This is a genomic window from Nocardia sp. NPDC047654 (assembly GCF_043205035.1).
Classification (GTDB): domain Bacteria; phylum Actinomycetota; class Actinomycetes; order Mycobacteriales; family Mycobacteriaceae; genus Nocardia.
This window is the reverse complement of sequence record NZ_JBIDDF010000021.1, coordinates 43,591-70,498: the sequence shown is the minus strand read 5'-3', so window position 1 is coordinate 70,498 and position 26,908 is coordinate 43,591. Positions and strand designations below refer to the sequence as shown.

Sequence of the window (26,908 nt, the reverse complement as noted above, 5' to 3'; positions counted from 1 at the left end):
CCTCAGCTCCCCATGTGCGGATAGCGGTAATTCACGGCAGGCACGAACGTTTCCTTGATCGTCCGTGGCGCGACCCAGCGCAGCAGGTTCAACGGCGAACCCGCCTTGTCGTCGGTGCCGGAGGCGCGCGCCCCGCCGAACGGCTGCTGACCCACCACCGCGCCCGTGGGCTTGTCGTTGACGTAGAAGTTGCCCGCCGCGAATCGCAGCGCGGCGTCGGCCTCTTCGATCGCGTACCGGTCCTGCGCGAACACCGCGCCGGTGAGCGCGTAGGGCGCCGCCGACTCCACTTCGGCGAGTATCGCGCTGTAGGCGCCGGGTTCGGTGTCGTCGTAGACGTACACCGACAGGATCGGTCCGAAGTACTCGGTGGCGAACGATTCGTCGTGCGGGTTGTCCGCCAGGAACACGGTGGGCCGGACGAACCAGCCTTCGCTGTCGTCGTAGGTTCCGCCGACCGGGATGGCGATGCCCGCTTCCACGGCGCGGCGGATGGCCGTCACGTTCTTGTCGTAGGCGCGCCGATCGATCAACGCCCCACCGAAATTCGACAGATCCGCGACGTCGCCGTAGCTCAGCTCTTCGGTCTCGTGCAGGAACTCGTCGCCCATCGCGCGCCAGACCGACCGCGCGATGTAGGCGCGCGAGGCCGCCGAGCACTTCTGGCCCTGATACTCGAACGCTCCGCGAATCAGGGCGGTGCGCAGCGCGTCCGGGTCGGCCGAGGAGTGCGCGACGATGAAGTCCTTGCCACCCGTCTCCCCCACCAAGCGCGGATAGCCGTGATAGCGGTCGACATTCGCGCCCACCTGCTGCCACAGATATTGAAATGTCCTGGTGGAACCGGTGAAATGGATTCCAGCCAGCCGCGGATCGGTCAGCGCCACCTCCGACAGCTGCACGCCGTTTCCGGTGACCATGTTGATCACGCCGGGCGGCAGGCCCGCCGCCTCCAACAGCCGCATCGTGTGGAACGCCGCCAACGTCTGCGTCGGCGAGGGCTTCCACACCACCGTGTTGCCCATCAGCGCGGGCGCGGTCGGCAGGTTCCCGGCGATCGCGGTGAAGTTGAACGGCGTGATGGCGTAGACGAACCCTTCCAGCGGCCGATAGTCCATCCGGTTCCACACCCCGGCACTGGACCCGGGCTGTTGCGCCAGGATGTCGCGCGCGAACGCGACGTTGAAACGCCAGAAGTCGACCAGCTCACACGGGGCGTCGATCTCGGCCTGCTGGGCCGATTTCGACTGCCCGAGCATGGTGGCCGCCGCGAGAGTCTCCCGCCACGGCCCGGCCAGCAGGTCGGCGGCGCGCAGCAGCACCGCGGCGCGGTCCTCGAAGGGCAGTGCCCGCCACCCCGGGGCGGCCGCCATCGCGGCATCGATGGCTCCGTGCGCTTCCGACTTGATGACGTCGGTGTAGGTCCCCAGCACTTGCCGGTGCCGGTGCGGTGCGACGATGTCGTGCCGTTCACCGATGCCGGGGCGGTGCTTGCCGCCGATCACCAGCGGCACGTCGACGGGCGCGGCGGACAGCTCGGCGAGTTTGCCGAGCAATAGCTCTCGTTCGGGGCTACCGGGCGCGTAGGAGTGCACCGGCTCGTTGGCGGGCGTGGGGACAACCGTGACAGCGTCCATACCTCAGGCTAGCTCGCCTGGCCCGGCGCGCGTGGACGCCGACACACCGGGATGACCCCGGGATCAGAACGGCCCCTACCGAAATTGCTGCGCTCGCACGGAGCAGGAAAACGCTTCCGGCGTCAGCCCGCGGCCAGTCGTTCGGCCGCCGCGGCGATCCGCTCGTCGGTCGCGGTCAGCGCGATCCGCACGTGCTCGCTCGCGCCGGGACCGTAGAAGTCGCCGGGCGCGGCGAGGATGCCGCGGTCGGCGAGCCAGTCCAAGGTGGTCCGGCACGGCTCACCGCGCGTGGACCACAGATACAGGCCCGCCTCGGAGTGGTCGATCCGGAAACCCGCCGCCTCCAGCGCTTTTCGCAGGACGTCACGGCGGGCGCGGTACCGCTCGCGCTGACGCGCCTCGTGCGCGTCGTCGCTGAGCGCGGCCGTCATCGCGGCCTGGATCGGGAACGGCACCATCATGCCCGCGTGCTTGCGCACTTCGAGCAGCTCCGCGACCAGCGCCGGATCGCCCGCCACGAACCCGGCGCGGTAACTGGCCAGGTTGGAGGTCTTCGACAGCGAATGCACGGCCAGCAGGTTGGTGTGGTCGCCGTCGCACACCTCGGGGTCGAGCAAGGAGAGGGCGCGGCCCTTCCAGGTCAGTCCCAGGTAGCACTCGTCGGAGGCGACGATCGCGCCGCGTTCCCGGGCGAAGGCGACCACCTTGCGCAGATGCTCGACGCCGAGTACCCGGCCGGTCGGGTTGGACGGCGAGTTCACGTAGATCAGCGCGGGCGTCTGCGGGCCGAGCCGGGTCAGTCCATCGGCGCGCAGCACCTGCGCGCCCGCCAGCAGCGCGCCCACCTCGTAGGTGGGATACGCGACCTCCGGGATGACGACCAGGTCGCCCGCGCCGAGGCCGAGCAGCCGGGGCAGTCCCGCGATCAGCTCTTTGGTGCCGATGGCGGGCAGCACGGCCGCGGGCTCGAGTCCGGTGATCCCGTAGCGCCGCTTCAGCGCGTCGACCGCGGCCGCACGGAGTTCGGGGGTGCCGTGCGTGGTGGGATAGCCGGGCACGGCGGCGACGGAGTTCAGCGCGGTCCGGATCAGCGGGTCGACCGGGTCGACCGGAGTGCCGACGGACAGGTCGACGATCCCGCCTGGATGGGCAGCCGCCCGCACCTTCACCGAAGCGATGGTGTCCCAGGGAAAATCGGGTAGCAGGCTGCTGACCCGGCCACGCGGCGACACGTCAGGTCTCACTCACTCGCCATCGGGGGCAGTTCCTTGATGAACGGCGGGTCGTAATCGACCTTGCCGACCTTGGTGGCGCCGCCGGGCGAGCCCAGCTCATCGAAGAAATCGACGTTGGCGTTCACGTATCCGCTCCACTGGTCCGGGGTGTCGTCTTCGTAGAAGATCGCCTCCACCGGGCACACCGGCTCACATGCACCACAGTCCACGCACTCGTCGGGATGGATGTACAGCATGCGGCCACCCTCGTAGATGCAGTCCACGGGGCATTCCTCGATGCATGCCTTGTCCTTCACGTCAACGCACGGTTCAGCGATGATGTACGGCACTGCCGCTCTCCTAGTCTGTCCTCGCCTGCGGGATAGTCCGCCCGGCGAAACCCTATCCCGGCGCCCCACGTTACTACTGGTCAGCCTGCCCTAACTTCGGGTGGTATGTCCCGCTACGCGGGTCTTCCGGCCGTACCGGTCGGGTGGCACCGGATTTGCGTTCAGGTCCTGTGTCGACGGCCGCTCCGGCTTCGGAGTCTCCGGCGAGTTACCCAAGTACTGACGAATCACTCGTTCGCGGGACTTCGGGGTGGCCCGTCGACAAGGCGGGCCACACCCGTGCGCCGAAGACCGGTCCCCGTGAAGCGCGGCCGATTCCCTATCCCACCGTCAGCGGCAATGCCGACACCTTGCGTTCCGGCACACCGTAGGTGGTCGTCCGCTCCCTGGCCGGTCGCCCGATGCCCGCGGCGATCTCCACCAGTTCGGCGACGGTCTTCGCCGAGCCGTGCTGCGAGCCCGCCATTCGGGAGATGGTCTCCTCCATCAACGTGCCGCCGAGATCGTTGGCGCCGCTGTTGAGCATCACCCGGGTGCCGGTGGTGCCGAGCTTGACCCAGCTGGTCTGGATGTTGTGGATCCGGCCGTGCAGCATGATCCTGGCCAGCGCGTGCGCGGCGCGGTTGTCCCGGTTGGTCGGCCCCGGCCGCGCGGCGCCCGCGAGGTACAGCGGCGCGCTCTGGTGCACGAACGGCAGCAGCACGAATTCGGTGAAACCGCCGGTCTCGTCCTGGATACCGCGCAGCACGCGCAGATGCCCGACCCAGTGCTTCGGATTGTCCACGTGGCCGTACATCATGGTCGAGCTGGACCGGATGCCCACCTGATGGGCCGTGGTGATCACCTCGATCCACGCCGAGGTGGGCAGTTTGCCCTTGGTGAGCACCCAGCGCACCTCGTCGTCCAGGATCTCCGCGGCGGTCCCCGGAATGGTGTCCAGGCCCGCTTCCTTCAGCGCGACCAGCCAGTCCCGGATGCTCTGACCGCCGCGCGAGGCGCCGTTCACGATCTCCATCGGGCTGAACGCATGCACGTGCAGCGACGGCACCCGCTGCTTGACCGCCCGAACCAGGTCGGCGTACCCGGTGACCGGCAGGTCTGGGTCGATGCCGCCCTGCATACACACCTCGGTGGCGCCGTCGACATGCGCCTCCCAAGCCCGGTCGGCGACCTCGTCCATGCTCAGCGTGAACGCGTCCGCGTCCCCCTTGCGCTGGGCGAACGCGCAGAACCGGCACCCGGTGTAGCAGATGTTCGTGAAGTTGATGTTCCGGTTCACGACGTAGGTGACGTCGTCTCCGACGGTGTCGCGGCGCAGCTGATCGGCCAGCGCGGCGACCGCGTCCAGGTCGGCGCCGTCCGCCGTGGCCAGCGCGAGATACTCGGCGTCGCTGAGCCCGGCCGGATCGCGCTCGGCGGCGCGCAGCGCGGCGAGCACGTCGGAATCCAGCCGCTGTGGCGTGCTGACGGCGAGGTCGCGCGCCTGTTCACGAATGGTTTCCCAGTCGCCGAAAGCGCCGACGAGGTCCTGCCCGAGCGCCGCGTCGCTGCGGGCCTCGGTGTTGCGGCCCTCGGTGTCGATGGCGGTGTTGAGGTCGACGCGCCCGGCCGATTCCCACGACTCCTCGGGTTCCTGCCAGGGCAGGCCGACCGGGATCGCGTCCGGCTTCGCCAGCCCCGTCGCCGGGTCGGTGAGCGCCGCGACGTGCGCGCCGATGCGCGGATCGACCCACGGATTGCCGGCGCGCACGTACTTCGGGTGCGCGGAGGTCCGCTCGACCAACTCGTAGCCCGCGGCCTCGGTGATCTCCCGCAACGTGTCCAGGTTCGGCCACGGCCGCTCCGGATTCACATGGTCGGGCGTCACAGGCGAGACCCCGCCCCAGTCGTCGATGCCCGCCTCGATCAGCGCGCGGCACTCCTCGTGCGACACCAGGTTCGGCGGCGCTTGCACCGGCACGTCGGGCCCGAGCAGCACGCGGGTGACGGCGATGGTGGCGAGGAATTCCTCCAGGCCCGCGTCCGGCACGTCCCGCATCGCGGTGTCGTCCTTGGCGCGGAAATTCTGGATGATGACTTCCTGGATATGACCGAAAGCCTTGTGCTGCTTGCGGATCGCCATGATCGACTCGGCGCGCTCCGCCATCGTCTCGCCGATGCCGACCAGGATGCCGGTGGTGTAGGGCACCGAGAGCCGGCCCGCGTCGGTGATGGCCCGCAGCCGCACGGCCGGGTCCTTGTCCGGGCTGCCGTAATGGCAGTTGCCCTTCTCGGTGAACAGCCGGGCGGAGGTGGTCTCCAGCATCATGCCCATGGACTGCGCCACCGGCTTGAGCCGCGCGATCTCCTCCCACGACATCACGCCGGGGTTCAGGTGCGGCAGCAGGCCGGTCTCCTCCAGCACCATGATCGACACGGCGCGCAGGTAGTCCAGCGTGGAGTCGTAGCCGCGTTCGTCCAGCCACTGCGCGGCCTCCGGCCAGCGATCCTCGGGACGGTCACCCAGCGTGAACAGCGCCTCCTTGCAGCCCAGCGCCGCACCTCGGCGGGCGATGTCGAGCACCTCGTCGGGTTCGAGGAACATGCCCTTGCCCTCGGCGCGCAGCTTGCCGGGCACCGTGACGAAGGTGCAGTAGTGGCACTTGTCCCGGCACAGGCGGGTCAGCGGGATGAAGACGTTGCGGGAATAGCTGATCGTCTTCGGACGCCCGGCCGACGCCAGCCCGGCGTCGCGCACCCGCGCGGCGCTGCGACAGAGGTCGGCCAGGTCGTCGCCGGTGGCGTGCAGCAGCACGGCGGCCTCGTCCACGTTCAACGTGACACCGTCGCGGGCCCTGCGCAGCGCCCGGCGCATGGCCGATGGACTGGGCGGCGCGGACGGGACGCTCGGGTTCGGTAGGTCGGTCACGCCCTCGATCATGCGCTACACATCCGGAACTGTCTCCCTCCAGTGCTGGTTGCGGCGGAGCGGACAAGCCACCCGGGGCTACGGCTCCACCCGCCACGGCACCCACGCGGAGACGTGGAGCGCCGTTGAGCGTTGACAACTGCGGGGTGCCCGAGGCTATTCCAGGGCACTGCCCGGCACAGGACTCGCGTTCACCCTTCGACGGTGGCTTCGGGTCGTTCCGCCAGACGCGGCCTTCGCAGTGAAGGACGGGCGCGCGTGAACTCCTCGGAGAGCACCCACGTCGGCGCCGCGCCGGGAACGACCACCGCTGTCGCGGCAACACCGACGCCGCGCCTGCGGCGACAACGCGTGAGGACGACCGCGCCTCACGTATGTGATCCGCCGCTGCATTCTCTGCGGCACAGAAGAATTCGTGCAGCCATGGGCATTGCGCAGTCCCCGCGCCCACCCGCCTGCCCGCTCGGCGCCGCCGGCGCTCGCCGGCGACAGCGCACACCTGGTCGTGCAAACATTGGCAGCATGTCGCAGCCGCGCACGATCATGGCCGAGCCGGCCTGGCGCCCCAGTCCCAAGGCGAGGCTCCTGTGGACCGCGCATGCCGCGCTGGGCTGGGTGATTCCGTTCGCGGCTCTGCTGGTGTGGTCGCTGCTCGACTCCGCGCATCGTGGATGGCAGCTCGGCTTCTTCCTGGTCGCGCTCGTGCCTGCCGTGCTGAACATCGGCGTGGCCCCGTGGTGGCGCTACGCCGTGCACCGCTGGGAGGTCACCGACGAGGCGGTCTACACCCGGGTCGGCTGGCTCAACCAGGAGAGCCGGGTCGCGCCGATCTCGCGCGTCCAGACCGTCGACACCGAACGCGGGCCGCTCGAGCGCCTGCTCGGACTGGCGACGGTCACCGTGACCACCGCGTCCTCCGCGGGGGCGGTCCAGATCAGCGCGCTCGATCTCCCGGTCGCCGAGGAAACCGTGACGCGGCTGACCAGGATCGCCGCCCAGCATCGCGGGGACGCGACATGAGTGGCGCACCGGCGGTGGACGCCGCGCAGGCCGAACAGCCGTGGCAGCGGCTGGACAAGCGGATGCTGCTGGTCCACCCGATCACCGAGGTGGTGAAGTTCATCCCGGTGCTGATCGGTTCGGTGATCCTCGGCACCAGCAGCGGCAACCACGTGTGGAGCATCATTCCGATCGTGCTGATCGTCGGATTCGCGCTGACCCGCTGGTTCACCACGACGTATCGGGTCGGGCCGACGCACGTCGAGCTGCGCACCGGCCTGCTGCAACGCAAGAAGCTGTCGGTGCCGCGCTCACGCATCCGCTCGGTGGACATCGAAGCCGACCTGCTGCACCGGGCTCTCGGACTCGCGGTGCTGGCGATCGGCACCGGCCAGCAGGCCGAATCGGGTGAGCAGTTCAAGCTCGACGCCCTGGCCACGCGGGTCGTGCCGCCGTTGCGGGCCGCGCTGCTCGCCCACACGGCCGCGCGGGCGGAGCAGTCCGAGGACCGGAAAGAGCCGGGGCAGAACGAATCCGGTGGCTTCGCCGCCCCGCGCACGCGGGCGCGCGAGATCGGGCACTGGAGCCCGGCGTGGGTGCGCTACGCCCCGCTGTCGCTGACCGGGTTCGCGATCATCGCCCCGATCGTCGGCTTCGCGCTGCAGTACGGGCTCGGCGAGATCGTGTTCCGGTCGGACGCGGTACACGACGTGGAAGACGGCGGCGTGCTCGTCCTCGCGCTCGCCGCGGGGGCGCTGCTGTGCGCCATCGTCCTCGTGGTCAGCGCTGCCGCGTGCGCGCACTATCTGACCACTTATTTCGGACTGCGCGTGCGCGACGACGGCAAGACCTTGCAGCTGCGCCACGGCCTGTTCACCACCCGTCAGATCACGCTCGACCGGGCGCGGCTGCGCGGGGCGACGGTCAACGAACCCTTGTTGCTGCGCCTTGCGGGCGGCGCCGAACTCGAAGCGATCATGACCGGCGAGAACCCGCGCCAGAAGATCCTGCCGCAGGCCCCGCGCGAGGCCGTCGAACACACCCTCGGCCGTCTCCTGGCCCCGGAGCAGGTGCACGACAACGCCATTCCGCTCCGTCCGGACGCGAGGCCCACCGGCGCGGGGGCATCGGCCTCGCACACCGCCCCGGAGCCGGGCAGCGCTCCGCTTATCGCCCATGGACCCGCCGCGCGGCGCCGCAGATATACTCGCGCGCTCGCGCCGGTCGTTCTGATCGCCGCGATATCGGTCTCTTTTTCCCTTGCTGGAGAGCACTATTCACCGTGGTGGTGGCTGGTGCCCGGCCTCGCGCTACCGATCGCGCTCGCGCTCGCGGAGGACCGCTATCGCGGCCTCGGCCACGCGGTACTGCCCCGCACGGCCGCAGGCCCGACCTGGCTGATCACCCGGGCCGGGTCGCTGGACCGGGACCGCGACTGTCTGGAGGCCCCCGGCGTGATCGGCTGGACCGTGCGCCGGACCTTCTTCCAGCGGCGTGCGGGAGTCGCCACGGTGGTCGCGGCCACCGCGGCGGGTAAGAAGCGCTACGCGGTGGTCGACCTGCCCACCGACGAGGCGTGGGGTCTCATCGAAGCGGTCACACCGGGGCTACCGGGTGCGCGCTGACCCACCGGGCGGGTGCCGCTGATCGGTTGCCGAGCCGCGGCATCGGAGGCCTGCGGCACATACGCCGGCAACGCGACCTCGGCGGTCCGGCCGCCGAGATCAGTGACGACGGAAGAGGCTCGCGTTCGCCTGGATGTAGAGGTACCCCAGCGGCGGCAGCAGCCCGCCGAACAGCAACAGCGCCGTCCGCCAATCACCGCCCAGCAGAATGTCACCGCCCGGACCGGCGCTCGCGCAGATTAGGAAGCCGAACGCCCAGGCCACCACCGGAAGACCCAGCACGGCGGGCCGCCGGGTGACCGATCGCGCGCCCGCGACGAGCAGGACGTTCACCACCCCCGCCACCACGGCGGACGCCGGGAAGGCGACGGAGCCCAGGTAGGTCGGCAGGTACAGCGCCTCGAGCGCCAGGGTGAGCAGGGCGTTCAGGACCAGGAGCACCAGGATCACCGAGCCGACGACGCCCATGGGACGGCGGGCATCCGCAGCTGCCACAGGAGCCCGATCGCCCGCGTGGTCATCGAGCTTCGTCGTCACGGCACCGGCGGGTAGCCGAGGAGGGTCAACAGGTGGCTCTGCATATCGGCGAACGCGTACAGCACCGTCATATACATGTCGTGCTGTTCGGGCCAATGCGGCCGCATGCTTTCGACGAACGCCGCGATCGCGTTCTGCAGCTCCCAGTTGTACATACTGCCGAGTCTATTCCGGCGCTACGAGATGCATGATCAGTTCTCCCGGTCGGCAGGCAGCGCGGCGACCACCGGGAACTCGCCGGTCGGACCGCCACGCTCCGCCGCGATGGCCAGTACCCGCTTACGCGCGGCAAACCAGCCGACGATGAGCGCCGGGACGATCAGGGCGAGGGTCGCGACGGTCCAGGTTCCCACCGGATAGTCGAACCCGGTGAGCACGACGACGAAGAACAGGAACACCAGCGTGAGCAGGCCGGTGTAGGGCGCGCCGAACATGCGGAACGCGGGCCGCTCGATGCGTCCCTGAGTGGACCAGCGCCACAATTGCAGCTGGCACAGCACGATGGTGGCCCACGAGGCGACGATGCCCAGCGACGCCATGTTCAGCACGATCTCGAACGCCCGATTCGGGACGATGCCGTTGAGCGCGATACCGACCAGCGCGATCAGGCTGGTGAGCAGGATGCCGCCGTAGGGGACGCCGTTGCCGCCCATCACCCCGGTGAATTTCGGCGCGCTGCCGTTCATCGACATCGAGCGCAGGATGCGGCCGGTCGAGTACAGGCCGGCGTTCAAGCTGGAGAACGCCGCGGTGAGCACCACGAGATTCATCACGCTGCCGATCCCGGGGACGCCGAGCATGGTGAAGAACGTTACGAAGGGGCTCTCATCGGCGGTGTACCGCGTGTACGGCAGCAACAACCCGAGCAGCACCAGCGAACCGACGTAGAAGACGGCGATCCGGGCGATCACCGAATTGATCGCCCGCGGCATGATCTTCTCCGGGTGCTCCGTCTCACCCGCCGCTGTGCCGACCAATTCGACTGCGGCGTAGGCGAAGACGACACCGGACACCACTACGACCAGCGGCATGATGCCGGTCGGGAACAGGCCGCCGTGATCGGCGACCACGCTCGGGCCGGTCGCTTCACCACGCACGGTGAAGCGACCGAGCAGGAAGATCGTGCCGACGATCAGGAACGCGCTGAGCGCGAACACCTTGACCAGCGCGGCCCAGAATTCCATCTCGCCGAACCACTTCACCGAGATCAGGTTGACGCTCAGCACGAGGACCAGCGCGACCAGCGCGAGAACCCACTGCGGGACGGCGGAGAACCCGGACCAGTAGTGGAAGTACTGCGCTATCGCGGTGGTGTCGGCGATGCCGGTCATCGACCAGTTCAGGAAGTACATCCAGCCCGCGACGAAGGCGGCCTTCTCGCCGAAGAACTCGCGCGCGTAGGAGACGAACGACCCCGAGGAGGGCCGGTGCAGGACGAGTTCACCGAGCGCGCGCAGGATCAGGAACGCGAAGAACCCGCACACGCCGTAGACCAGGAACAATCCGGGGCCGGCGCTGGCCAGTCGTCCGCCTGCGCCGAGGAACAGGCCGGTGCCGATGGCGCCGCCGATCGCGATCATCTGCAGCTGCCGCGGCTTCAGACTCTTGTGGTACCCATGGTCCTCGATGCTGAGGTGAGCTTCGTCGCCGCGCGCGGTCATGAAACGCCGGTTCCTCCATTTCGATGTCCCGAGATCACGCCGAACGGTACCCGCCGCGCGGGCACCGCTGGATGGCAACCCTCGGGCGACAACATCGGCGGAGGTCCGGTCACTCCAGTCCGGCGAACAGATCGTGCTCCCGCCCGTCCGGCCCGAGCGGACCACGCCGCCCTCGCACCAGGATGAAGTGCTCTTCGGGCAGAACCGGCTGGGCGATCTTGTTCGACAGGGCGAATTCCCGGCCGGACGGCGCGACGGTGACCTGGGTGGCGTGTGCCCGCAGCGCGGCGCGCTTGGCCGTCAGCACGTCGGACACGTCGATCGTGGTGGTCACCGCGTCACTGGGCACGCTCGCGAGCTCGCCTTCGGCGGGCAGCCGCCAACCGGGTGGCAGCGCGCCGGGCAGGCCCGCGGCCGTGCGCCGGGCCAGCGCGGCGGTGTGCAGGCGCAGCATGTCGGCGTCGGTGACGGTCCAGTAGTACTTCGGAGTGTCCCAGCCCTCGCCCGCCGCCACCTGAACAGCGGCCGTGGTGATCTCGTGTGCTCGGATGTGGTCCGGGTGGCCGTAGCCGCCGTTCGGGTCGTAGCCGACCACGACGCGCGGCCGTAGTTCGAGCACCGCGTCGGTGAGGGCCCGCACCGCTTCGTCCCCGGAGCGCACGAATACCCGGGGCTTGTGCGCGGCGGGCGTGCCCGCCATTCCGGAGTCGCGCCAGCGTCCCGCGCCGCCGAGGAAGCGCGGCGGCCCCGCGTTCAACGCTGCCAGCGCACGGGTCAGCTCGAGGATGCGATAGCCGCCGAGCTGGTCGGCGTGCTGCGCGGCGAGCAGCGCCCACTCGTCACCGATCACCTCGCCCTCCTCGCCGAGCGTGCAGGTGAGCACGGTGACCGGCACGCCGCGACGGCGGTAATGCGCGATCGTGCCTCCGGTGGTGATGGACTCGTCGTCCGGGTGGGCGTGCACCAGCAGCAGCCCGCCCGTCCCCGCGGTCACGGAATCCTGCGCCACATGGACGCGTCGCCGAAGATGCCGACCTGGATCGCGCCGCTGAGCGAGGCGCCGTCCAGCCGGGGACCGGACGCCGCGACGGCGTTGTCCTGCACGATCGGCAGCACCGTCGCCATGGCCCACAGTTTGGGCTCCGCTTCGGCGAGCACCCGTCCCACGTCGCCGCCCCGCAGAGCCTCGTCGATCGCGGGTTGCAGCGTCGGATCACATATCCCGGACAGGTTGCTCGGCGCGCGTTGCGCCGCCTCCGCGATGGCCTGCGCCGGGCCGGTGACCCCCGGCAGCGCGGGCGGCGGGCATCCGTAGCGGGACGCGAGCACAGTGGCCGGATCGGATCCGGCCACTTCCCAGCCGACGATCGCGTCAACCGTTCCCTCGATCAGTTCCTTGCCGTAGAGCTCGTCGGCGGCGACGCTGCGCACGGTGGCATCGATGCCCGCGCTGCGCAGCTGGTCGGCAGCGGTGTTGGCCACGGCCAAGGCGGTGGCGTCCCGATCCACCGCGCCGATGCGCACGGCCAGCGGCTTGCCGTCCTTGCCGAGGGTGCGCGGCTGCGGGGCGGGCGAGGTCGGGGAGATCGCGGGCGGCGGCTCCGGCGCCCGGCCGTAACCCGCGGCGGCGAGCAGCGCGAACGCCTCCTCCGCCGACGGACGCGGCGGAGCGGTCGGGGCGTAGCCGGGATCGGACGGCGCGAGCACCTGCGCGCGAGCCGGTTCCACCCAGTTGCCGGTCTGGGCGCCGACCGTCGCCAGCAGAGCGGGGTCGAGCAGCGCCAGCACACCCGAACGGACCCTGGGATCGCTCAGTTCGCCTCTGCGCCCGTTGAGCGCCATTTGCAGCACCCGCGACTGCGGCATGATCGCGGTCCGCACGGAGGGAATCGCCGCCAACTGCGCCTGGGTCGCCACGCCGCCGTGGACGAGCGCCATCTGGATGTCTCCGGTGCGCAGCGAGCCCGCCAGTTGCGCGGGCGTCCCGCCGCGGCGCAGCAGGATCTGGCCCGGCATCGCCGGGGTGCCCCAGAAGCGGTCGTTGCGTTCCAGCAGCATCTCGTCACGGCCCGGGTCCGCCGAGCGGATCCCGAACGGGCCACCGGACACTCGGACCCCGTTGACCTGGCCGTTCATCCCCCTGGCGAACCCGCCGGGCGCGTCCTTGAGCAGATGCGACGGCAGCAGATCGGTGAACAACTCGCGCCAGCCGGGGTAGGGCTGCGCCATCACGACGGTGACCGTCTTGCCACCCGCCGAGGAGTTCACATCCGAGATCATGCGGTATCCGGCCGGATCGACGACTCCCGGTTCGGAGATCATCTCCTGCCACAGGTAGCGGAAGTCCTCGGCCGCGATCGGCGCTCCGTCCGACCAGGACGCCTCGTTGCGCAGCTTGTAGGTGATCGTGAACGGTTCCTGCGCGGTCACTTCGGCGGAGACCAGCAACGACGAATCCGGCACCCATGCCGTCGCGCCGGGCCGCGCCGGATCGGGTACCGGCCGGAACGGGCTCGGCAGCACCAGGGAGGCGATCGCCGAAGTGGCGGCGGACTGGTCCGAGCGCAGATGCGGATTGAAGGCGGTACCGATGGTGTCCAGGGCGACGACCACGGTCGTCTCCGCGGGCTTGACCGGTGTGGTCTTCGGGCTGTCGGTGCTCTCGATGGGCGGCGGCGGATTCGCGGCACAGCTGCTGATCAAGGTCAGCACTGCCACGGCCGGCAACAACGTGCGCCACGCTGCGCGTTTTCCTGCGCCCACTTTCACGCTCGGGAACTCTACCGTACGGTCGAGGCCGTTACCGGATTCCTGCTGCCGAGCGGGGAAACGACGCGGTCGATCGGATATCCGCGGACGCGCAAACGCGAGCGCGTCCCAGCGCCGGTGATACGACCCATCCATACCGCACCGAACCTCGGCAAATATTCGGCGTACCCGCTACGAAGCAATGTCCGACGTTGTACCGGCGCGCCGCATTCCGATAATTCTCCTGCCGATCGTCGATGTTCGTGAGAACACGAGCGAATTTCACTCGTTCGCGCAAATGAACAATCGCACCGAAACGTCGGCCGGGAGAAGAAACCCGCCTACGCGAAGCGATGAACCGGCGCGCCCACTCCAGGCGCATGCTTGCCAGAGCTGCACGTCAAGCCTCCGGTCGCCGAGGAAGGGCATCTCCTCGACCGCCCGGGTGACCACAAGCGTGAGGTCGGGATGAATCATAACGCGCCGTAAGTCTGCCCATTCCATTGGATGACGCAAAGCGTTCTACATCCGACTCTCGTCCCGAATTCTCACCAATTCCCCACGCAGAAAACGTGCACCGTCGGCGATTCTCTGCACGGAGGCCGCGAATACTTCGTTCCATGGCCTCACAGCGCAGAGAACTGGCCGAGAATACCGTAAAAGTAATCGACGTCCTTCGGAAGGCAGATGCGGCAGCAGTCCCGGTCCGCAAACCACATCACAAAGCCGTATCGAGGATATTCCGATTCCCGCGCTCGCCCCGAATTGCATCACGGATGAATTGCCGACGATCTTCAGGCGTACGCGAGTCGAATCCGCGGCCCTCCAGCGCGAACGCCTTCCGGCTCGCGCACCCGACCGGAACGGGATCCGGCATCCCCTCGGACACCGAATCCCGTTCCATCGGAGCTGATTACAGCGCCGCGCGGTCCCGCGCTTTGCGCCGGGACAGTTCCCGCGCACGTTCGTTCTGCCCGAGGATCACCTTGCGGATCCGAACCACTTCCGGGGTGACCTCCACGCACTCGTCGGCGGCGCAGAACTCCATGGCGCCTTCGAGATCCAGTTGCAGCGGCTTGGCCAGGGTCTCGATCACATCGGCGGTCGAGCTGCGCATGTTGGTCAGCTTCTTCTCCCGGGTGACATTGATGTCGAGATCCTCCGCGCGCGGGTTGACTCCGACGACGTGCCCCTCGTAGGTGTCCGCGCCCGGCTCCACGAAGAACTGCCCGCGGTCGGCGAGCTGGATCATGGCGAACGGCGTCACCGTGCCCGACCGGTCGGAGACCAGCGAGCCGGTGTGCCTGGCCCGGATCTCGCCGGCCCACGGCGCGTAGCCGTGCGACACGGCGTTGGCGATGCCGGTGCCGCGGGTCTCGGTGAGGAAGTCGGTGCGGAAGCCGATCAGGCCACGCGAGGGAACGATGAACTCCATCCGCACCCAACCCGCGGCGTGGTTGCTCATCTGCACCATCTTGCCCTTGCGCGCGGCCAGCAACTGGGTGATCGCGCCGAGGTACTCGTCGGGGCAGTCGATGGTCAGCTCTTCGTACGGCTCGTGCACCTTGCCGTCGACCTGCTTGGTGACCACCTGCGGCTTGCCGACGGTCAGCTCGAAGCCCTCGCGGCGCATGGTCTCGACCAGGATGGCCAGCGCCAGCTCACCGCGGCCCTGCACCTCCCAGGCGTCCGGGCGGCCGATGTCGAGCACGCGCAGCGACACGTTGCCGACCAGCTCCTGGTCCAAGCGGGCCTTCACCATGCGGGCGGTCAGCTTGTGGCCCTGCACCCGGCCGACCAGCGGCGAGGTGTTGGTGCCGATGGTGACCGAGATGGCGGGCTCGTCCACGGTGATGCGCGGCAGCGCGACCGGATCGTCGATGTCGGCGAGGGTGTCGCCGATCATGATCTCCGGGATGCCCGCGATGGCGACGATGTCGCCCGCCACTGCGACCTCACCCGGCTGACGCTCAACGCCGATCGTCTGCAGCAGCTCGGTGATCTTCACCTGCTTGACGCCGTCGGCGTGCATCCACGCGACGTTCTGCCCCTTGCGCAGTTCGCCGTTGTGGACGCGGACCAGCGCGAGACGGCCGAGGAAGGCCGAGGCGTCCAGGTTGGTGACGTGCGCCTGCAGCGGCGCGGTCTGATCGCCCTTCGGCGCGGGAATGTATTCCAGCAGCACGTCGAACAGCGCGTCGAGGTTCTCCGCGTCCGGGGCGTTGCCGTTCTCCGGACGTTCCTTGGACGCCTTGCCCTCTCGCCCGGAGGCGTACAGCACCGGAAGGTCGAGCGCGAGCTCGGCGGCTTCGGCGGCGGCGTCGTCCAGGTCGGAGGCCAAGTCGAGCAGCAGGTCGTGACTTTCCTCGACGACCTCCTCGATGCGGGCGTCGGGGCGGTCGGTCTTGTTCACGACCAGGATCACCGGCAGCGACGCGGCCAGCGCCTTGCGCAGCACGAACCGGGTCTGCGGCAGCGGGCCCTCGGAGGCGTCCACCAGCAGCACGACACCGTCCACCATGGAAAGGCCGCGCTCGACCTCACCACCGAAGTCGGCGTGACCGGGGGTATCGATGACATTGATGACGGTGACCGAGCCGTCCGGGTGGTGGCGGTGCACCGCCGTGTTCTTGGCGAGAATGGTGATGCCCTTCTCGCGCTCCAGGTCGCCGGAGTCCATCACTCGATCGACGGGCTCGGCCCGCTCGGCGAAGGCGCCCGACTGGCGCAGCATGGCGTCGACCAGGGTCGTCTTGCCGTGGTCGACGTGGGCCACGATGGCGACGTTGCGAAAATCGCGTGCAGACGACACGCCTGAATCCTCCTGCTGTTTCGGTGTGGGAGCCGATGGTGCTCGGTGTCCTGCGAGAGCGGGACCCCTGCGCGGTTACGCAGGTTGCCGCCTCCGGGTCCTGACGCTCACGCCGGGCTCCTTGCAGACAGGTGGAGAATCGAAACTCACCGGGCATAGCGGCCAGCTACACCCTACCGGCAGTCCGTTCGCGCAAACGTTTCAGGCTTTGTACTTAGGGTACGCTAACCCCCGTGGGCAAGGTCAAAGCAAAGAAGGTTTCGAGCCTGAAACCCAAGAAGAAGTGCTGTCGGAAGAAGACGCGCTGCCTGAAGTGCCCCGTGGTCATCATGCGGATGAAGAAGTGCGAAGCGGCCGGAGTCACCGGCAAGGATCTGAAGAAGGCACTCAAGCAGGCACGCGCGGCCTGACCATCGCCGCCACCTTTCCGGGGCGGCCCGAGGCGAGTAGTAAGGAGTGTTATGGCCCAGCAGACACTGCTCTCCGATATCGAGATCGCCGAGGCCCTCACCGAACTGCCGGATTGGACCAGAGCGGGGGACGCACTGGTTCGCACGGTCGAGGCGCCCACCTTTCCCGCGGGCATCGACCTCGTGCGCCGGGTCGCCGAAGTCGCGGAGGAAGCCGACCACCATCCGGACATCGATATCCGCTGGCGCAAGGTGACCTTCAGCCTGTCCACCCACTCCGCGGGCGGGCTCACCGCGCTGGACGTCGCCCTGGCGCACCAGATAGATCGGCTGTGCTGAATTCGCAGCGAGCAGGAAGCTTCGCTCGAAACCGGGAGCTGTCGCCCGTCGTCGCGTCGGCCACGAACCAAGCCCGGAGATCTGCCCGCGCATGACCGTGACGGTGGCGCCTACGTAGTACGCGCGGGACCCTCTGCCGTCACGCGCGCTTCCTCGTCCGCGCCCGATCGCGCGTGCCGGGGCCCGAAGCGGATGACCCAGAGGTAGAACACCACGACGCCGAGAACGTCGACGGCGCCGAGCCAGGCGAGCACCCCCGGGCGCGAGATGGTCCAGATCGAATCCTGGAAGAACGACAGCACCCACGGCACCCCGACCAACATCGTCACCAGCCAGTACCCCGCCAGGATCCGCGCGCCGGGCGCCCGGCGCAGCGGCCCGTAGACCAGCCAGAGCACCGCGGGCAACAGCCACACCCAGTGATGCGACCAGGAGATCGGCGAGACCATCAGCCCGAACAGTTGCACCACGATCAGCGTGCCGAGCCGGTCGTCCTGGCCGAGCGCGCGCCAAGCCAGCAACGCCAGCACCGCGACAACGAGCACGGCCGCGATCCACCACGGGCCGGACTCCACGTCGTAGCCGAGGATCCGGCTGAGTGTGCCGCGCAACGACTGATTCCACACCGACCCCACCGGGCCGATCCGGTCGGCGTCCCCGAGCAGTGTGCCGAAGTACCGGCGCGCCTCGGCGGGTGCGATCAAGAAGCTCAGCCCCACCGTCGCGCCGAAGACCACCGCCGACCACACCACGGTTGCCCAGCGCCCGCGCGCGACGAAGTAGAGGCCGGTGATCGCGGGCGTCAACTTGATGCCCGCGACGATCCCGACCAGTCCGCCGGAGATCCACCACCGCGAACTGCGCACCGCGAGCATCCCGCCCAGCACCAGGAACACATTGACCTGGCCGTAGTCCATCGTGGTTCGCACCGGTTCCAGCCACAGTCCCAGCGCGGTCCAGCCGACGGTCGCGGCCCGCCACTGCGGCGTCCGCAGCCGCTGCGCACCGAAGATCAGCTCGAGACTGATGTGCACCACCGCGTACAGCGCCGCGGCGATGGCCAGCAACCAGGCCACCGCGACCACGGTGAACGGCAGATAGTGCAGCGGGAAGAACACCAGCGCCGCGAACGGCGGATAGGTGAACGGCAACGGGAAGTCCGGGGTCTTCTCCGCGTAGGTGAAGTCGTAGAGCTGATCGGTCAGCAGCGCGGCCGACCCACCGACGTAGACGTGCAGGTCGACGAGGTTCATCCCGTTCGCAGACAGCAGCATCCAGAGCAACCGGGCCAGCACGGACAGGCCCAGCACCGACAAAGCCCATCGGAGGTGACGATTCAAATCGCTGGCTTTCGGCTCGAGTGCGGTGCGGCGGTTCGGCACGCCCGGACTTGGATGTTCTGGCGACAGCGCGGACGGCACCGATTAGATTAACCGCAGCGCGCTTCCGGTCGGTTCCACCCTCGAACCACCGGTAACATTTGCATCAACTTTCACACCAGTAACATCAGGGCGCGGTATATTCTGCTAACACTGATCGTCCACGGCGCCTTCCGGACGCCGCGGCTGTACACATAGCCGCAATGTCCCTAGAGTGACCCCCGAAACGATGGCTTTTAGCAATCGAACCCAGATGTACCCGAGGTAAGGACGGCCAGACCAGTGCTTCGCACCCGAGGATCGCGGATCGCATTGTCCGCGCTCGCCATCGCGGCGAGCGCCACGCTCGCCGCGCCGACGACAGCAATCGCGGCCCCCGCGACCGCCCCGGCGGCGCTCACGAACAGCGTTCCCATGGTTCCCGAAGGTGTTCCGGTGGATGCGCTGGCCGCGCTCGCCCCAGCAATCGTCGGCGCCGTCGCGGGCCCGGCGGATATCGCCGCCCCCGGCGGGATCGCCGGCCCACAGTCGGCCATCCTGGACCAGGCGCGCAAGCTGCTGGCCACCTTGAACCTGCCGCCGCAGATCAAGTCGACACTGGAACGGATCATCACCTTCCTGGACGGCAGCGGCGGCGGTGGTCCCGAGGTGCCGCAGGACGGCCCGGCGATCGCGCAGTTCCTGTACCCGACCATCGGCAAGGGCTGCATCGGCCCGAGCGCCGACTCGGTGGGCACCGCCCTGGCCGTCCCCGGCCCGGCCACGCTGCCGCCGCCCGGCCCGAGCGCCGGCCAGACCGGGTTCGTCTTCACCGCGCTCGGCACCAAGTCGCCGACGCCGGTGCAGAATCCGCCGATGACGGTGCAGTGGCTGAACCTGGACACCCGTCAGTCCGGCGTCCTGCCGCTGACCGACGAGGCCAAGATCAACCCGGACGGCCCCGCTACGCTGTCGGCGATCGCCGACACGGGCTTCGGCCGCGTCGTCGCGGTCGTCTCCGGCTCGCTGACCACCAAGTCCGGTGACGACGAGGCGCGGACCTGCTCGTTCCTGCCGACGCTCGGATTCTTCACCGTAGGCTGAGCTTTCGATCGAGGGCGGCGACTCCATCGGGGTCGCCGCCCGCGGTCGTTCCGGGGAAGCCCGCGACAACCTCGAACGGATCCGCCGCGCCGCCCCACGAGCCGTCCGGACTGTGGTAGACCGCTAAGTATGGCGACCATCGATCATTCGATACGCACGGCACATTCGATCCGCAGCAGACGCTCGCATCGCTCGATCCTGTCTTTCCGCTCGGAGGGGTCGATCCTGTCCATCGGGTCGGCCTACTCGGTCCTGTCCATCGGCAGCGTGGGTTCGGTGCTGTCGATCGGGTCGGTGGGCTCGGTCGGCTCGGCGATCTCCTCGTTCTCGTTCGCCAGCCTCGGTTCCGCGTTCTCCGGCCTGTCCCGGTGGTCGCTGTTCTCCTGGCTCGGCAACCACGAAGCCCCGGACAGCCGCCCCACCCTGCGCGTCGTCCCGGACGACGAACCCGACCTGCGCGTCACCCCGATAAGCCACTGCCAGACGTAGCGGCGCTCGGTCGCTTCACCACTGCCCGTACTCGGGTGTGAGCACGTTGTTCACGTCGATCCCCACCCCGTCGATGGACTGCTTGTCGATCTCGAACTGGTGCAGGTGGGCGGCCGGGTGCACGAAGCCTTTGGGTGTGCCCCAGTTGTGCTGCCAGTACCAGGCGCCCAATCCGGCGGTGCGGGCCAGCTCGATGGTCGGGGTGTTCGCGTAGACGCCGGTGTTCTCCTTACCGAGCACGGCCTGCCAGCCCAGCAGGTACGGCGCGATCATGGTGGCGAAGTCGACCGGGGAGGGGTTGTCGTCGATGGACGCGTAGATGGGCACGTTGTCCGGACCACCGGCGGCGCGGTGCAACGCGAGCCCGCGCTCGGCGTGCCGCTTGCCCGCCTCCAGCCCGCCGCGCCAGTCCGCGGTCGGCCCCTTGCCGAACTGATAGCACGAGACGATCTGCAGACCAGCCGCCTTGAGATCATCGACTTCGGCGGATCGCAGCGGTTTTCCCGCCATCCACTCCGCGCCCGGCCTGCGGTCGGACACGTAACGGATCACGCCGACATGTCCGGCGTCGCGGATCGCCGCGGCCGAGGGGACGCCACCCGCGTAATCGATCAGGGTGCCGAGCGAGGGCCGCGCGGCGGCGGGTACTGCCGCCGCGGTGACGCCGGCCACGGCCGCCGCGGCCGCGAAGGCGAACAGATCACGCCGGGACACCGGAATGGAACGCATCGTCGACTCCTTCGCGCAACCCCGACCTGGAAGAGCAGCGTGCCCGGCGCACCTTCCCCAAATCACCGTGCGCCGGGAGCCTCGAACGTGAACTCATTTCACCACATTCACATTAGAACCGCTAGACCCAGGAGAAACACGTTTCACATTCGCCACACTGGCCGCAGGTGATCGGGTCAGGCGACGCCGTCGATCCGCGCGGCCACGTCGATGGTGCGCATCGCGGGATCGGCCAGTTCTCTGCGGATCACCGCCGCCACCTGTGCGACGACCTGTTTTCTTATCCCGGCGAGCACACCGAGGGCGGCCGCCCTTGCGCCTTGCGCGGCGAACTCCATCCGGATGTCGGCGGGGTTCGGCGGCGGCACGTCGATCACCACGCGCAAGGGGTCGGCGGCGCGGGCGGTGAGCGCCAACGGCACCTCGACGTCGGCGCGATAGCGATTTGCTTTCAGCACGTCCACCGTGATGTCCAGGCTTACCGGCAGCGTCAGGTCGAACGCGACCGGATCCGCCGACCGGTCCGCCAGCCGCGGCATGCGGACCGCTCCCCGGACGGTCACGACGGCACTGGCGCGCGGCCCCGCCCGCAGCGGCCCGACTTCGATCGGCCGGCCCGCCAACCGTTCGACCACGTCGGACACCCGTTCGCGCGTCACGATGCGGGAGAAGAACCGGTGCCCGAACTCGTCGTAACCGATCCAGTCGAACGCGATCCGGTCCCGGTGCGGCGAGCGTTTACCGGCCACCATGGCCTCGACGTCGAACACCAGGTTCCGGCGGGTCTGCGGATCGGCCAGCATGGCGTTCACCCGGGACGCGACCTCCCGCTGCACCACCCCCGCGATGGGGTCGAGCAGCCATTCCCACGCCGACTCCACCGCCTGGGCGCGCAGGACGAAGCTGATGTCACGCTGGGTGATCGGCGGAATGTCGATGACGATGAGGACGGGCTCGGCGGTGCGCGCGTGCAGCGTCAGATCGATCTCGACCCTGGCCTCCAGCCGCAGTTTCCGGCCACCGAGCAGCACTTTGAGCGTGAGCGACACCGGGACGGTCACGGCGAAGGTCACCGAGGGACCGCTGTGCAGGACGCGCGGGGCGCCGACCTTGCCCTCGGCGACGAAACCCGCGAGTCCGGCCGGGCCGATCGAGACCGGCCCGATGGTCAAGCCGCGGCCCGTCATACCGGAGATGGCGGACTCGATGCGAGCGGCGTTCACGGCGTGCGTGACGAAACGCTCGCCGAACTCGGCGTAGTCGATCCAGGCTGGCGCACTACTCGATTCGTCGGTCGGATGCATCAGTAGTTCCGGAACCCTCACCTCTCGATGGACACCCGACACGGTACGCGACCGATCTTGTCCCGCCCCGGAACGCGCTGTTCAGCCCGGGATCCCCGTCCTGCCGATGAGGGGGAAGCAGGGCGGGGACCGGCGGCGGCGCTGCCGGGCGCCGCCGTCTCCATCGTAAGACCATCCGGCACGCCGTTTCACCCGCATATCGGACAGATTCCGCTCCGCGGGAGTGATCTTCACAATCGCCCGAGACCGACCACTCCCGTCACGTCGTCCAGCGTGAAGCGATGGATCCGGATCCCGCCGTACTCGTTGCCACCGATCGTGGTCACCTGCCCGCCATCGGCCCGCAGCACGATGTTCGTGTGTTGCCCGAACGGACTGGACTCCCGGTACAACAGCACGTCACCGGTCCGCGGTCGATAGTCCGAGCCGATCGGGACGAACCGGCCGACGCTCTCGTAGTACTCCTGCAACGTGTAGACACCCGGAATCCGCCAGGAGCCCGAATTGGGGTTGGCCAGCGCCACACCGGCCTCGCGCAGCACCCAGCTGACGAAATCGGCGCACCACGCCTCCTCGACGCCTTCCGCGTATTTCGTGCCCGCGCCCGGATCGGCGAACTCGCGCTCGGCGACCGCGACGATTCCGGCCTGGGTGGCGTCGAGCGCCGAACGGTCCAGCGCGGGGAACTCGGTGAGACGCTCGCCCACGACCGCTCGGCGGTCGGCGCGGTCCTGCCACCAGAGGGCCCCGGTGATTCCGGCGCCGACTACACCGAGCACCACCAGTGCGAGCGCGATCCACCGCCCTGATCGCCATCCTGGCCGCTGTGCCATCGCTCCCCCGTTCATTCGTGTGATGCTGTTGTCGAGCCTATGGAATTCGACGCGCGAGGGTGCGCGACGGTTCCCGGCGCCATCCGTCCGGTTTTCGTGACCGAGCCGGAGGCAACTCCGTTACGAGCCGAAATCGCGTACGGCACCGGCGAAACCGCGCTAGTCTCCCAAGAGGCCGGCCGATGGGGAGGTACCGCCCTGGACACGCTGTGGACATTCATCGTGCACCGGCGGCATCAGTTGCTGGTCGACTCCTACCTGCACGTCTCGGCCGTGGTGCAATCGGTGCTGCTGGCCACGGCGGTCTCGGTGCTGATCGGGGTGCTGGTCTACCGCAGCCCGTTCGGCTCCTCGATCGCCTCCGCGCTGGCGGGCGCGGTGCTCACCGTTCCGTCGTTCGCGCTGCTGGGCCTGCTGATCCCGATCCTCGGCCTGGGTGTCGCGCCGACGATCACCGCGCTCGTGGTGTACGCACTGCTGCCGATTCTGCGCAACACCATCATCGGGCTCGCCTCGGTGGACCCGGCCGTGACCGATGCGGCCCGCGGGGTCGGGATGAACCGGCTCCGGGTGCTCGCCCGGATCGAATTGCCGCTGGCCTGGCCGGCGATCCTGGCCGGAATGCGGGTGAGCACGCAACTGATCATGGGAATTCTCGCCCTCGCCGCATACGCCAAGGGTCCCGGGCTCGGCAACCTGATCTTCTCCGGTCTCGCGCGCCTCGGCAGCCCGAACGCGTTGCCGCAGGCCCTGGTCGGCACGCTCCTCGTCGTCGTGCTCGCACTCGTACTCGACGGGATCTACGTCCTGATCGGACGGCTCACCACCTCGAGGGGAATCCGTGACTGAGACCGAAACCCGCGACGGCTCCGCGAGATCCGTCGTCTCCGGCGTCGAGATCGTGCTGCATTCGGTGACCAAACATTATCCGGGACAGCGTGATCCGGCCGTGGACAGCGTCTCGCTCACCATCCCGGCCGGTGAGATCGTGGTCCTGGTGGGACCGTCCGGCTGCGGCAAGACCACCACCATGCGGATGATCAACCGGTTGATCGAGCCCACCTCGGGCACCATCACGATCGATGGGCGTGACGCGGCCACGATCCATCCCGACCGATTGCGCCGCGGCATCGGCTATTCGATCCAGCAGGCGGGATTGTTCCCGCACCTGACCGTCGCGAAGAACGTGGCGACCGTGCCGGGCCTGATCGGGTGGGACCGGCGGCGCATCGCGGCACGGGTCGACGAGATGCTGGAACTGGTCGGCCTCGACCCGGACACCTTCCGCGACCGCTATCCCCGCCGGTTGTCCGGCGGCCAGCAGCAGCGCGTCGGTGTGGCCAGGGCGCTGGCGGCCGACCCGCCCGTGCTACTGATGGACGAGCCGTTCGGCGCGGTCGATCCGATCACCCGGGGCTCGCTGCAGAACGAGCTGCTACGCCTGCAAGGCGAACTCGGCAAGACGATCGTCTTCGTCACCCACGATTTCACCGAGGCGGTCAAGCTCGGCGATCGCATCGCCGTACTCGGCGACAAGTCCCGGATCCTGCAATACGACACGCCCGCGGCGATCCTGGCCGACCCCGCCGACGAGACGGTCGCAGGCTTCGTCGGAGCGGACGCCTCGCTCAAACAGCTCACATTGACCCGGGTCGGGGACGTCGAACTCGGCGATTGCCCCACCGCCACCGAGGAGGACCCGGCCGGCACGCTGCGCGCCGCGCTCGCGGACCGGGACCGGCCGTTGGCGCTGGTGCTGGACGGTCAGGGCCGTCCACTTCGCTGGGTCTCGGCCGAGCACCTGGCGCACGCCGATTCGCTGCGCGGCCTCGGATCACCGGTGCCGGAGACATTGTCGCTGAAATCGACGCTGCAGGACGCGCTGGAAGCCCTGCTGACGCATCAGAACGCGACCGCGGTGGTGACCGGACCGCGCGGCGAGTACGTCGGCCTGATCACCATCGACACGCTGATCGGCCACCTGTCGGCCCTGCGCGCCGAACACGGAGCGGACGGCGCCGCGCGGGACGGGACGCCATGACCACCGCCATCGCGTCACCCGCCGCCCAGCGCAGGGCGGAGCGCATCCGTTTGCTCGTGCAGCCCGTGCTCGTGCTCGTGCTCACCGCCGGCGTGCTGGTGTGGGCGTTCGCCCGCGAGCTCACCGTCACGCAGCGAGCGAGCCTGAACGCGGGCAACGTCGCGACCGTCACCTGGCAGCACGTGCTGATCACCGGGACCGTGGTGCTGATCGTGCTCGCGGTTGCCGTCCCGCTGGGCACCCTGCTCACGAGACCGGGATTCCGGCGCCTCACACCGATCTTCGTGGGCATAGCGAACATCGGCGCGGCCGCTCCTGCCATCGGGCTGATCGTGCTGTTCTATCTGGCCACCCGGACCACCGGCTTCTGGATCGGCGTGGCGCCGATCGCGTTCTACTCGCTGCTTCCGGTGCTGCGCAACACCATCCTGGGCTACCAGCAGGTGGACCGGACGCTCATCGATGCGGGCCGCGGTCAGGGGATGTCGGCCGTGACGGTGTTGCGCCGCATCGAATTCCCGCTCGCGGTGCCCTACATCCTGGCCGGGTTGCGCACCTCGCTGGTACTCGCCGTCGGCACCGCGACGCTGTCGTTCCTGGTGAGCGCGGGCGGGCTGGGCATTCTGATCGACACCGGCTACAAACTGCGCGACAACGTCACCCTGGTGGTCGGCGCGGTGCTCGCGGTGGCGCTGGCCCTGCTGGTGGATTGGTTCGGCGCGCTCGCCGAGGAATTCCTCGGGCCCAGGGGGCTGAAATGACGCGGGTGTGGCGCGTGCTCGCTCTGGGGCTGGGGTTGGCGCTGGTGGCCGCCTGCGGGCTGCAATCCGGCGGCGCGGTGCCGCTGCGGGTGGGGCCGGGCAGTATCCGCCCGATCCCCGCACTGGACGGCGTGCCGGTCACGGTGGGCTCCAAAGACTTCACCGAACAGAACATCCTCGGGTATCTCATCGAGTTCGCCCTGACCGCGGCCGGCGCCGAGGTCCGCGACCTGACCAACATCCAGGGCTCCAACAGCGTGCGCGACGCCCAGCTGCACGGGCAGATCGACATCGCCTACGAATACACCGGCACCGGCTGGATCAATTACCTCGGCAACGAGAAGCCGGTGCCCGACGAGATCGGCCAGTTCGAGGCGGTGCGGGACGCCGACCTCGCCGAGCACGGCATGGTGTGGACCGCGATGGCGCCGATGAACAACACCTACGCGCTGGTCATGAGCGCGCGGACCGCGCGGGAGACCGGCGTGCGCACGCTGTCGGACTACGCCGCGCTGGCCGCCGCCGATCCGGCCGCCGCGGCCATCTGCGTCGGCACCGAATTCAACGTCCGCCAGGACGGATTCCCCGGCCTCGTCCGCAAGTACGAGATCGACGCGGGCAAGGTGCGCAAGCAGATCGTGCAGGACGCGGTGGTCTACCAGGCGACCGCAGACGGCAGACAGTGCCGTTTCGGCTCGGTCGCCGCCACCGACGGGCGCATCCCGGCCTTGAATCTGGTCCTGCTCCAGGACGATCGCGGGTTCTTCCCGAAGTACAACGCCGCGCTGGTGATGCGCGAGAGTTTCGCCGACGAGCATCCGGAGGTAGTCGAGATCATGACGCCGATCTCGCAGCGCCTCACCAACGAGACCATCACCGAACTCAACCGTCAGGTCGACGTGGACGGGCGCGAACCCGCGGAGGTGGCCCGGGACTGGATGGTCGCCGAGGGGTTCGTCACCGCACGTTGAAGCCGTGAGTCACCGGGCGTGCGCCGATCCCGTCGGGTCCCGAGATCGTTGCGATTCGATCGAGAACGCCTCCGCGGG

General features: G+C 68.9%; 24 protein-coding genes. 10 read left to right on the top strand and 14 right to left on the bottom strand.

Annotated elements, in window-relative coordinates; all coding sequences use genetic code 11:
- Nucleotides 1-2: 2 nt before the first annotated feature.
- The 4 genes from pruA to ACGF7Y_RS33100 form a co-directional block, all read right to left on the bottom strand.
- A complete protein-coding gene (pruA, locus tag ACGF7Y_RS33115) occupies nt 3-1,637 on the bottom strand; it encodes an L-glutamate gamma-semialdehyde dehydrogenase (RefSeq protein ID WP_393240852.1) in 1,635 nt (544 codons plus the stop codon).
- Between the two features lie 122 nt (nt 1,638-1,759).
- Entirely contained in the window at nt 1,760-2,881 is a 1,122-nt protein-coding gene (gene dapC, locus ACGF7Y_RS33110) for a succinyldiaminopimelate transaminase (RefSeq protein WP_393240849.1), read from the bottom strand.
- Nucleotides 2,878-3,201, bottom strand: a complete 324-nt coding sequence (gene fdxA, locus ACGF7Y_RS33105; RefSeq protein WP_014987978.1) for a ferredoxin — start codon at nt 3,199-3,201, stop codon at nt 2,878-2,880. The genes dapC and fdxA overlap by 4 nt, the downstream gene beginning before the upstream one ends.
- 319 nt (nt 3,202-3,520) lie before the next feature.
- Entirely contained in the window at nt 3,521-6,121 is a 2,601-nt protein-coding gene (locus ACGF7Y_RS33100) for a bifunctional FO biosynthesis protein CofGH (RefSeq protein WP_393240845.1), read from the bottom strand.
- Nucleotides 6,122-6,631: 510 nt separating this feature from the next.
- On the opposite strand from ACGF7Y_RS33100, the gene ACGF7Y_RS33095 reads away from it, so the two are divergent.
- Together ACGF7Y_RS33095 and ACGF7Y_RS33090 are read left to right on the top strand one after the other, a co-directional pair.
- The gene (locus ACGF7Y_RS33095) at nt 6,632-7,129 is read left to right on the top strand and encodes a PH domain-containing protein (protein ID WP_393240842.1); all 498 of its coding nucleotides are present in this window, start codon (nt 6,632-6,634) and stop codon (nt 7,127-7,129) included.
- Nucleotides 7,126-8,733 (top strand): PH domain-containing protein, encoded by a 1,608-nt coding sequence (locus ACGF7Y_RS33090; RefSeq protein WP_393240839.1) that lies wholly within the window; start codon nt 7,126-7,128, stop codon nt 8,731-8,733. Before ACGF7Y_RS33095 ends, ACGF7Y_RS33090 begins: the two co-directional genes overlap by 4 nt.
- 99 nt (nt 8,734-8,832) lie before the next feature.
- Here the strand turns inward: ACGF7Y_RS33090 and ACGF7Y_RS33085 are convergent, their stop codons facing one another.
- From ACGF7Y_RS33085 to typA, 6 genes are all read right to left on the bottom strand, one after another.
- On the bottom strand, nt 8,833-9,270 hold the full coding sequence (locus ACGF7Y_RS33085) for a hypothetical protein (RefSeq protein WP_393240836.1): 438 nt from the start codon (nt 9,268-9,270) through the stop codon (nt 8,833-8,835).
- A complete protein-coding gene (locus ACGF7Y_RS33080) occupies nt 9,267-9,425 on the bottom strand; it encodes a hypothetical protein (protein WP_168434053.1) in 159 nt (52 codons plus the stop codon). The genes ACGF7Y_RS33085 and ACGF7Y_RS33080 overlap by 4 nt, the downstream gene beginning before the upstream one ends.
- Before the next feature lie 36 nt (nt 9,426-9,461).
- Nucleotides 9,462-10,931, bottom strand: a complete 1,470-nt coding sequence (locus ACGF7Y_RS33075) for an amino acid permease (protein ID WP_393240833.1) — start codon at nt 10,929-10,931, stop codon at nt 9,462-9,464.
- Between the two features lie 109 nt (nt 10,932-11,040).
- Nucleotides 11,041-11,925 (bottom strand): N-acetyl-1-D-myo-inositol-2-amino-2-deoxy-alpha-D-glucopyranoside deacetylase, encoded by an 885-nt coding sequence (gene mshB / locus ACGF7Y_RS33070; RefSeq protein ID WP_393240830.1) that lies wholly within the window; start codon nt 11,923-11,925, stop codon nt 11,041-11,043.
- Nucleotides 11,922-13,649 (bottom strand): ABC transporter family substrate-binding protein, encoded by a 1,728-nt coding sequence (locus ACGF7Y_RS33065; RefSeq protein WP_393240827.1) that lies wholly within the window; start codon nt 13,647-13,649, stop codon nt 11,922-11,924. The genes mshB and ACGF7Y_RS33065 overlap by 4 nt, the downstream gene beginning before the upstream one ends.
- 943 nt (nt 13,650-14,592) lie before the next feature.
- The gene (gene typA, locus ACGF7Y_RS33060) at nt 14,593-16,491 is read right to left on the bottom strand and encodes a translational GTPase TypA (RefSeq protein WP_393240824.1); all 1,899 of its coding nucleotides are present in this window, start codon (nt 16,489-16,491) and stop codon (nt 14,593-14,595) included.
- A 233-nt stretch (nt 16,492-16,724) separates the two neighbouring features.
- Between typA and ACGF7Y_RS33055 the strand changes: the two genes are divergently transcribed.
- A complete protein-coding gene (locus ACGF7Y_RS33055) occupies nt 16,725-16,901 on the top strand; it encodes a hypothetical protein (protein ID WP_085994939.1) in 177 nt (58 codons plus the stop codon).
- A gap of 51 nt (nt 16,902-16,952) precedes the next feature.
- Nucleotides 16,953-17,240, top strand: a complete 288-nt coding sequence (locus tag ACGF7Y_RS33050; RefSeq protein WP_393240821.1) for a 4a-hydroxytetrahydrobiopterin dehydratase — start codon at nt 16,953-16,955, stop codon at nt 17,238-17,240.
- A 110-nt stretch (nt 17,241-17,350) separates the two neighbouring features.
- Here ACGF7Y_RS33050 and ACGF7Y_RS33045 read toward each other — a convergent pair whose 3' ends face one another.
- A complete protein-coding gene (locus tag ACGF7Y_RS33045; RefSeq protein ID WP_393240928.1) occupies nt 17,351-18,649 on the bottom strand; it encodes a mannosyltransferase in 1,299 nt (432 codons plus the stop codon).
- A 252-nt stretch (nt 18,650-18,901) separates the two neighbouring features.
- Here ACGF7Y_RS33045 and ACGF7Y_RS33040 point away from each other — a divergent pair, with 252 nt between their 5' ends.
- Together ACGF7Y_RS33040 and ACGF7Y_RS33035 are read left to right on the top strand one after the other, a co-directional pair.
- Nucleotides 18,902-19,702, top strand: coding sequence for a hypothetical protein (locus ACGF7Y_RS33040; protein WP_393240818.1), 801 nt, complete (start codon nt 18,902-18,904; stop codon nt 19,700-19,702).
- Nucleotides 19,703-19,831: 129 nt separating this feature from the next.
- A complete protein-coding gene (locus ACGF7Y_RS33035; RefSeq protein WP_062974541.1) occupies nt 19,832-20,191 on the top strand; it encodes a hypothetical protein in 360 nt (119 codons plus the stop codon).
- Nucleotides 20,192-20,206: 15 nt separating this feature from the next.
- Here the strand turns inward: ACGF7Y_RS33035 and ACGF7Y_RS33030 are convergent, their stop codons facing one another.
- The 3 genes from ACGF7Y_RS33030 to ACGF7Y_RS33020 form a co-directional block, all read right to left on the bottom strand.
- Nucleotides 20,207-20,920, bottom strand: a complete 714-nt coding sequence (locus ACGF7Y_RS33030; RefSeq protein WP_393240815.1) for a DUF1906 domain-containing protein — start codon at nt 20,918-20,920, stop codon at nt 20,207-20,209.
- Between the two features lie 176 nt (nt 20,921-21,096).
- A complete protein-coding gene (locus tag ACGF7Y_RS33025; protein ID WP_393240812.1) occupies nt 21,097-22,224 on the bottom strand; it encodes a hypothetical protein in 1,128 nt (375 codons plus the stop codon).
- A gap of 230 nt (nt 22,225-22,454) precedes the next feature.
- Nucleotides 22,455-23,072, bottom strand: coding sequence for a CHAP domain-containing protein (locus tag ACGF7Y_RS33020; RefSeq protein ID WP_393240809.1), 618 nt, complete (start codon nt 23,070-23,072; stop codon nt 22,455-22,457).
- A gap of 183 nt (nt 23,073-23,255) precedes the next feature.
- Here ACGF7Y_RS33020 and ACGF7Y_RS33015 point away from each other — a divergent pair, with 183 nt between their 5' ends.
- The 4 genes from ACGF7Y_RS33015 to ACGF7Y_RS33000 are packed head-to-tail and all read left to right on the top strand — an operon-like array spanning nt 23,256 to nt 26,830.
- On the top strand, nt 23,256-23,906 hold the full coding sequence (locus tag ACGF7Y_RS33015; RefSeq protein WP_393240925.1) for an ABC transporter permease: 651 nt from the start codon (nt 23,256-23,258) through the stop codon (nt 23,904-23,906).
- The gene (locus ACGF7Y_RS33010; protein WP_393240806.1) at nt 23,899-25,098 is read left to right on the top strand and encodes an ABC transporter ATP-binding protein; all 1,200 of its coding nucleotides are present in this window, start codon (nt 23,899-23,901) and stop codon (nt 25,096-25,098) included. The genes ACGF7Y_RS33015 and ACGF7Y_RS33010 overlap by 8 nt, the downstream gene beginning before the upstream one ends.
- Entirely contained in the window at nt 25,095-25,859 is a 765-nt protein-coding gene (locus tag ACGF7Y_RS33005; protein ID WP_393240803.1) for an ABC transporter permease, read from the top strand. The genes ACGF7Y_RS33010 and ACGF7Y_RS33005 overlap by 4 nt, the downstream gene beginning before the upstream one ends.
- Entirely contained in the window at nt 25,856-26,830 is a 975-nt protein-coding gene (locus ACGF7Y_RS33000) for a glycine betaine ABC transporter substrate-binding protein (protein ID WP_393240800.1), read from the top strand. The genes ACGF7Y_RS33005 and ACGF7Y_RS33000 overlap by 4 nt, the downstream gene beginning before the upstream one ends.
- Nucleotides 26,831-26,908: the final 78 nt, after the last annotated feature.

Excerpts from the sequence above, each read along its gene's own strand:
- pruA (WP_393240852.1), bottom strand. The coding sequence starts at position 1,637 with ATGGACGCTGTCACGGTTGTCCCCACGCCCGCCAACGAGCCGGTGCAC.
- ACGF7Y_RS33100 (WP_393240845.1), bottom strand. The coding sequence starts at position 6,121 with ATGATCGAGGGCGTGACCGACCTACCGAACCCGAGCGTCCCGTCCGCG.
- ACGF7Y_RS33095 (WP_393240842.1), top strand. The coding sequence starts at position 6,632 with ATGTCGCAGCCGCGCACGATCATGGCCGAGCCGGCCTGGCGCCCCAGT.
- ACGF7Y_RS33090 (WP_393240839.1), top strand. The coding sequence starts at position 7,126 with ATGAGTGGCGCACCGGCGGTGGACGCCGCGCAGGCCGAACAGCCGTGG.
- ACGF7Y_RS33080 (WP_168434053.1), bottom strand. The coding sequence starts at position 9,425 with ATGTACAACTGGGAGCTGCAGAACGCGATCGCGGCGTTCGTCGAAAGC.
- ACGF7Y_RS33075 (WP_393240833.1), bottom strand. The coding sequence starts at position 10,931 with ATGACCGCGCGCGGCGACGAAGCTCACCTCAGCATCGAGGACCATGGG.
- ACGF7Y_RS33050 (WP_393240821.1), top strand. The coding sequence starts at position 16,953 with ATGGCCCAGCAGACACTGCTCTCCGATATCGAGATCGCCGAGGCCCTC.
- ACGF7Y_RS33035 (WP_062974541.1), top strand. The coding sequence starts at position 19,832 with ATGGCGACCATCGATCATTCGATACGCACGGCACATTCGATCCGCAGC.
- ACGF7Y_RS33030 (WP_393240815.1), bottom strand. The coding sequence starts at position 20,920 with ATGCGTTCCATTCCGGTGTCCCGGCGTGATCTGTTCGCCTTCGCGGCC.
- ACGF7Y_RS33025 (WP_393240812.1), bottom strand. The coding sequence starts at position 22,224 with ATGCATCCGACCGACGAATCGAGTAGTGCGCCAGCCTGGATCGACTAC.
- ACGF7Y_RS33020 (WP_393240809.1), bottom strand. The coding sequence starts at position 23,072 with ATGAACGGGGGAGCGATGGCACAGCGGCCAGGATGGCGATCAGGGCGG.
- ACGF7Y_RS33005 (WP_393240803.1), top strand. The coding sequence starts at position 25,095 with ATGACCACCGCCATCGCGTCACCCGCCGCCCAGCGCAGGGCGGAGCGC.
- ACGF7Y_RS33000 (WP_393240800.1), top strand. The coding sequence starts at position 25,856 with ATGACGCGGGTGTGGCGCGTGCTCGCTCTGGGGCTGGGGTTGGCGCTG.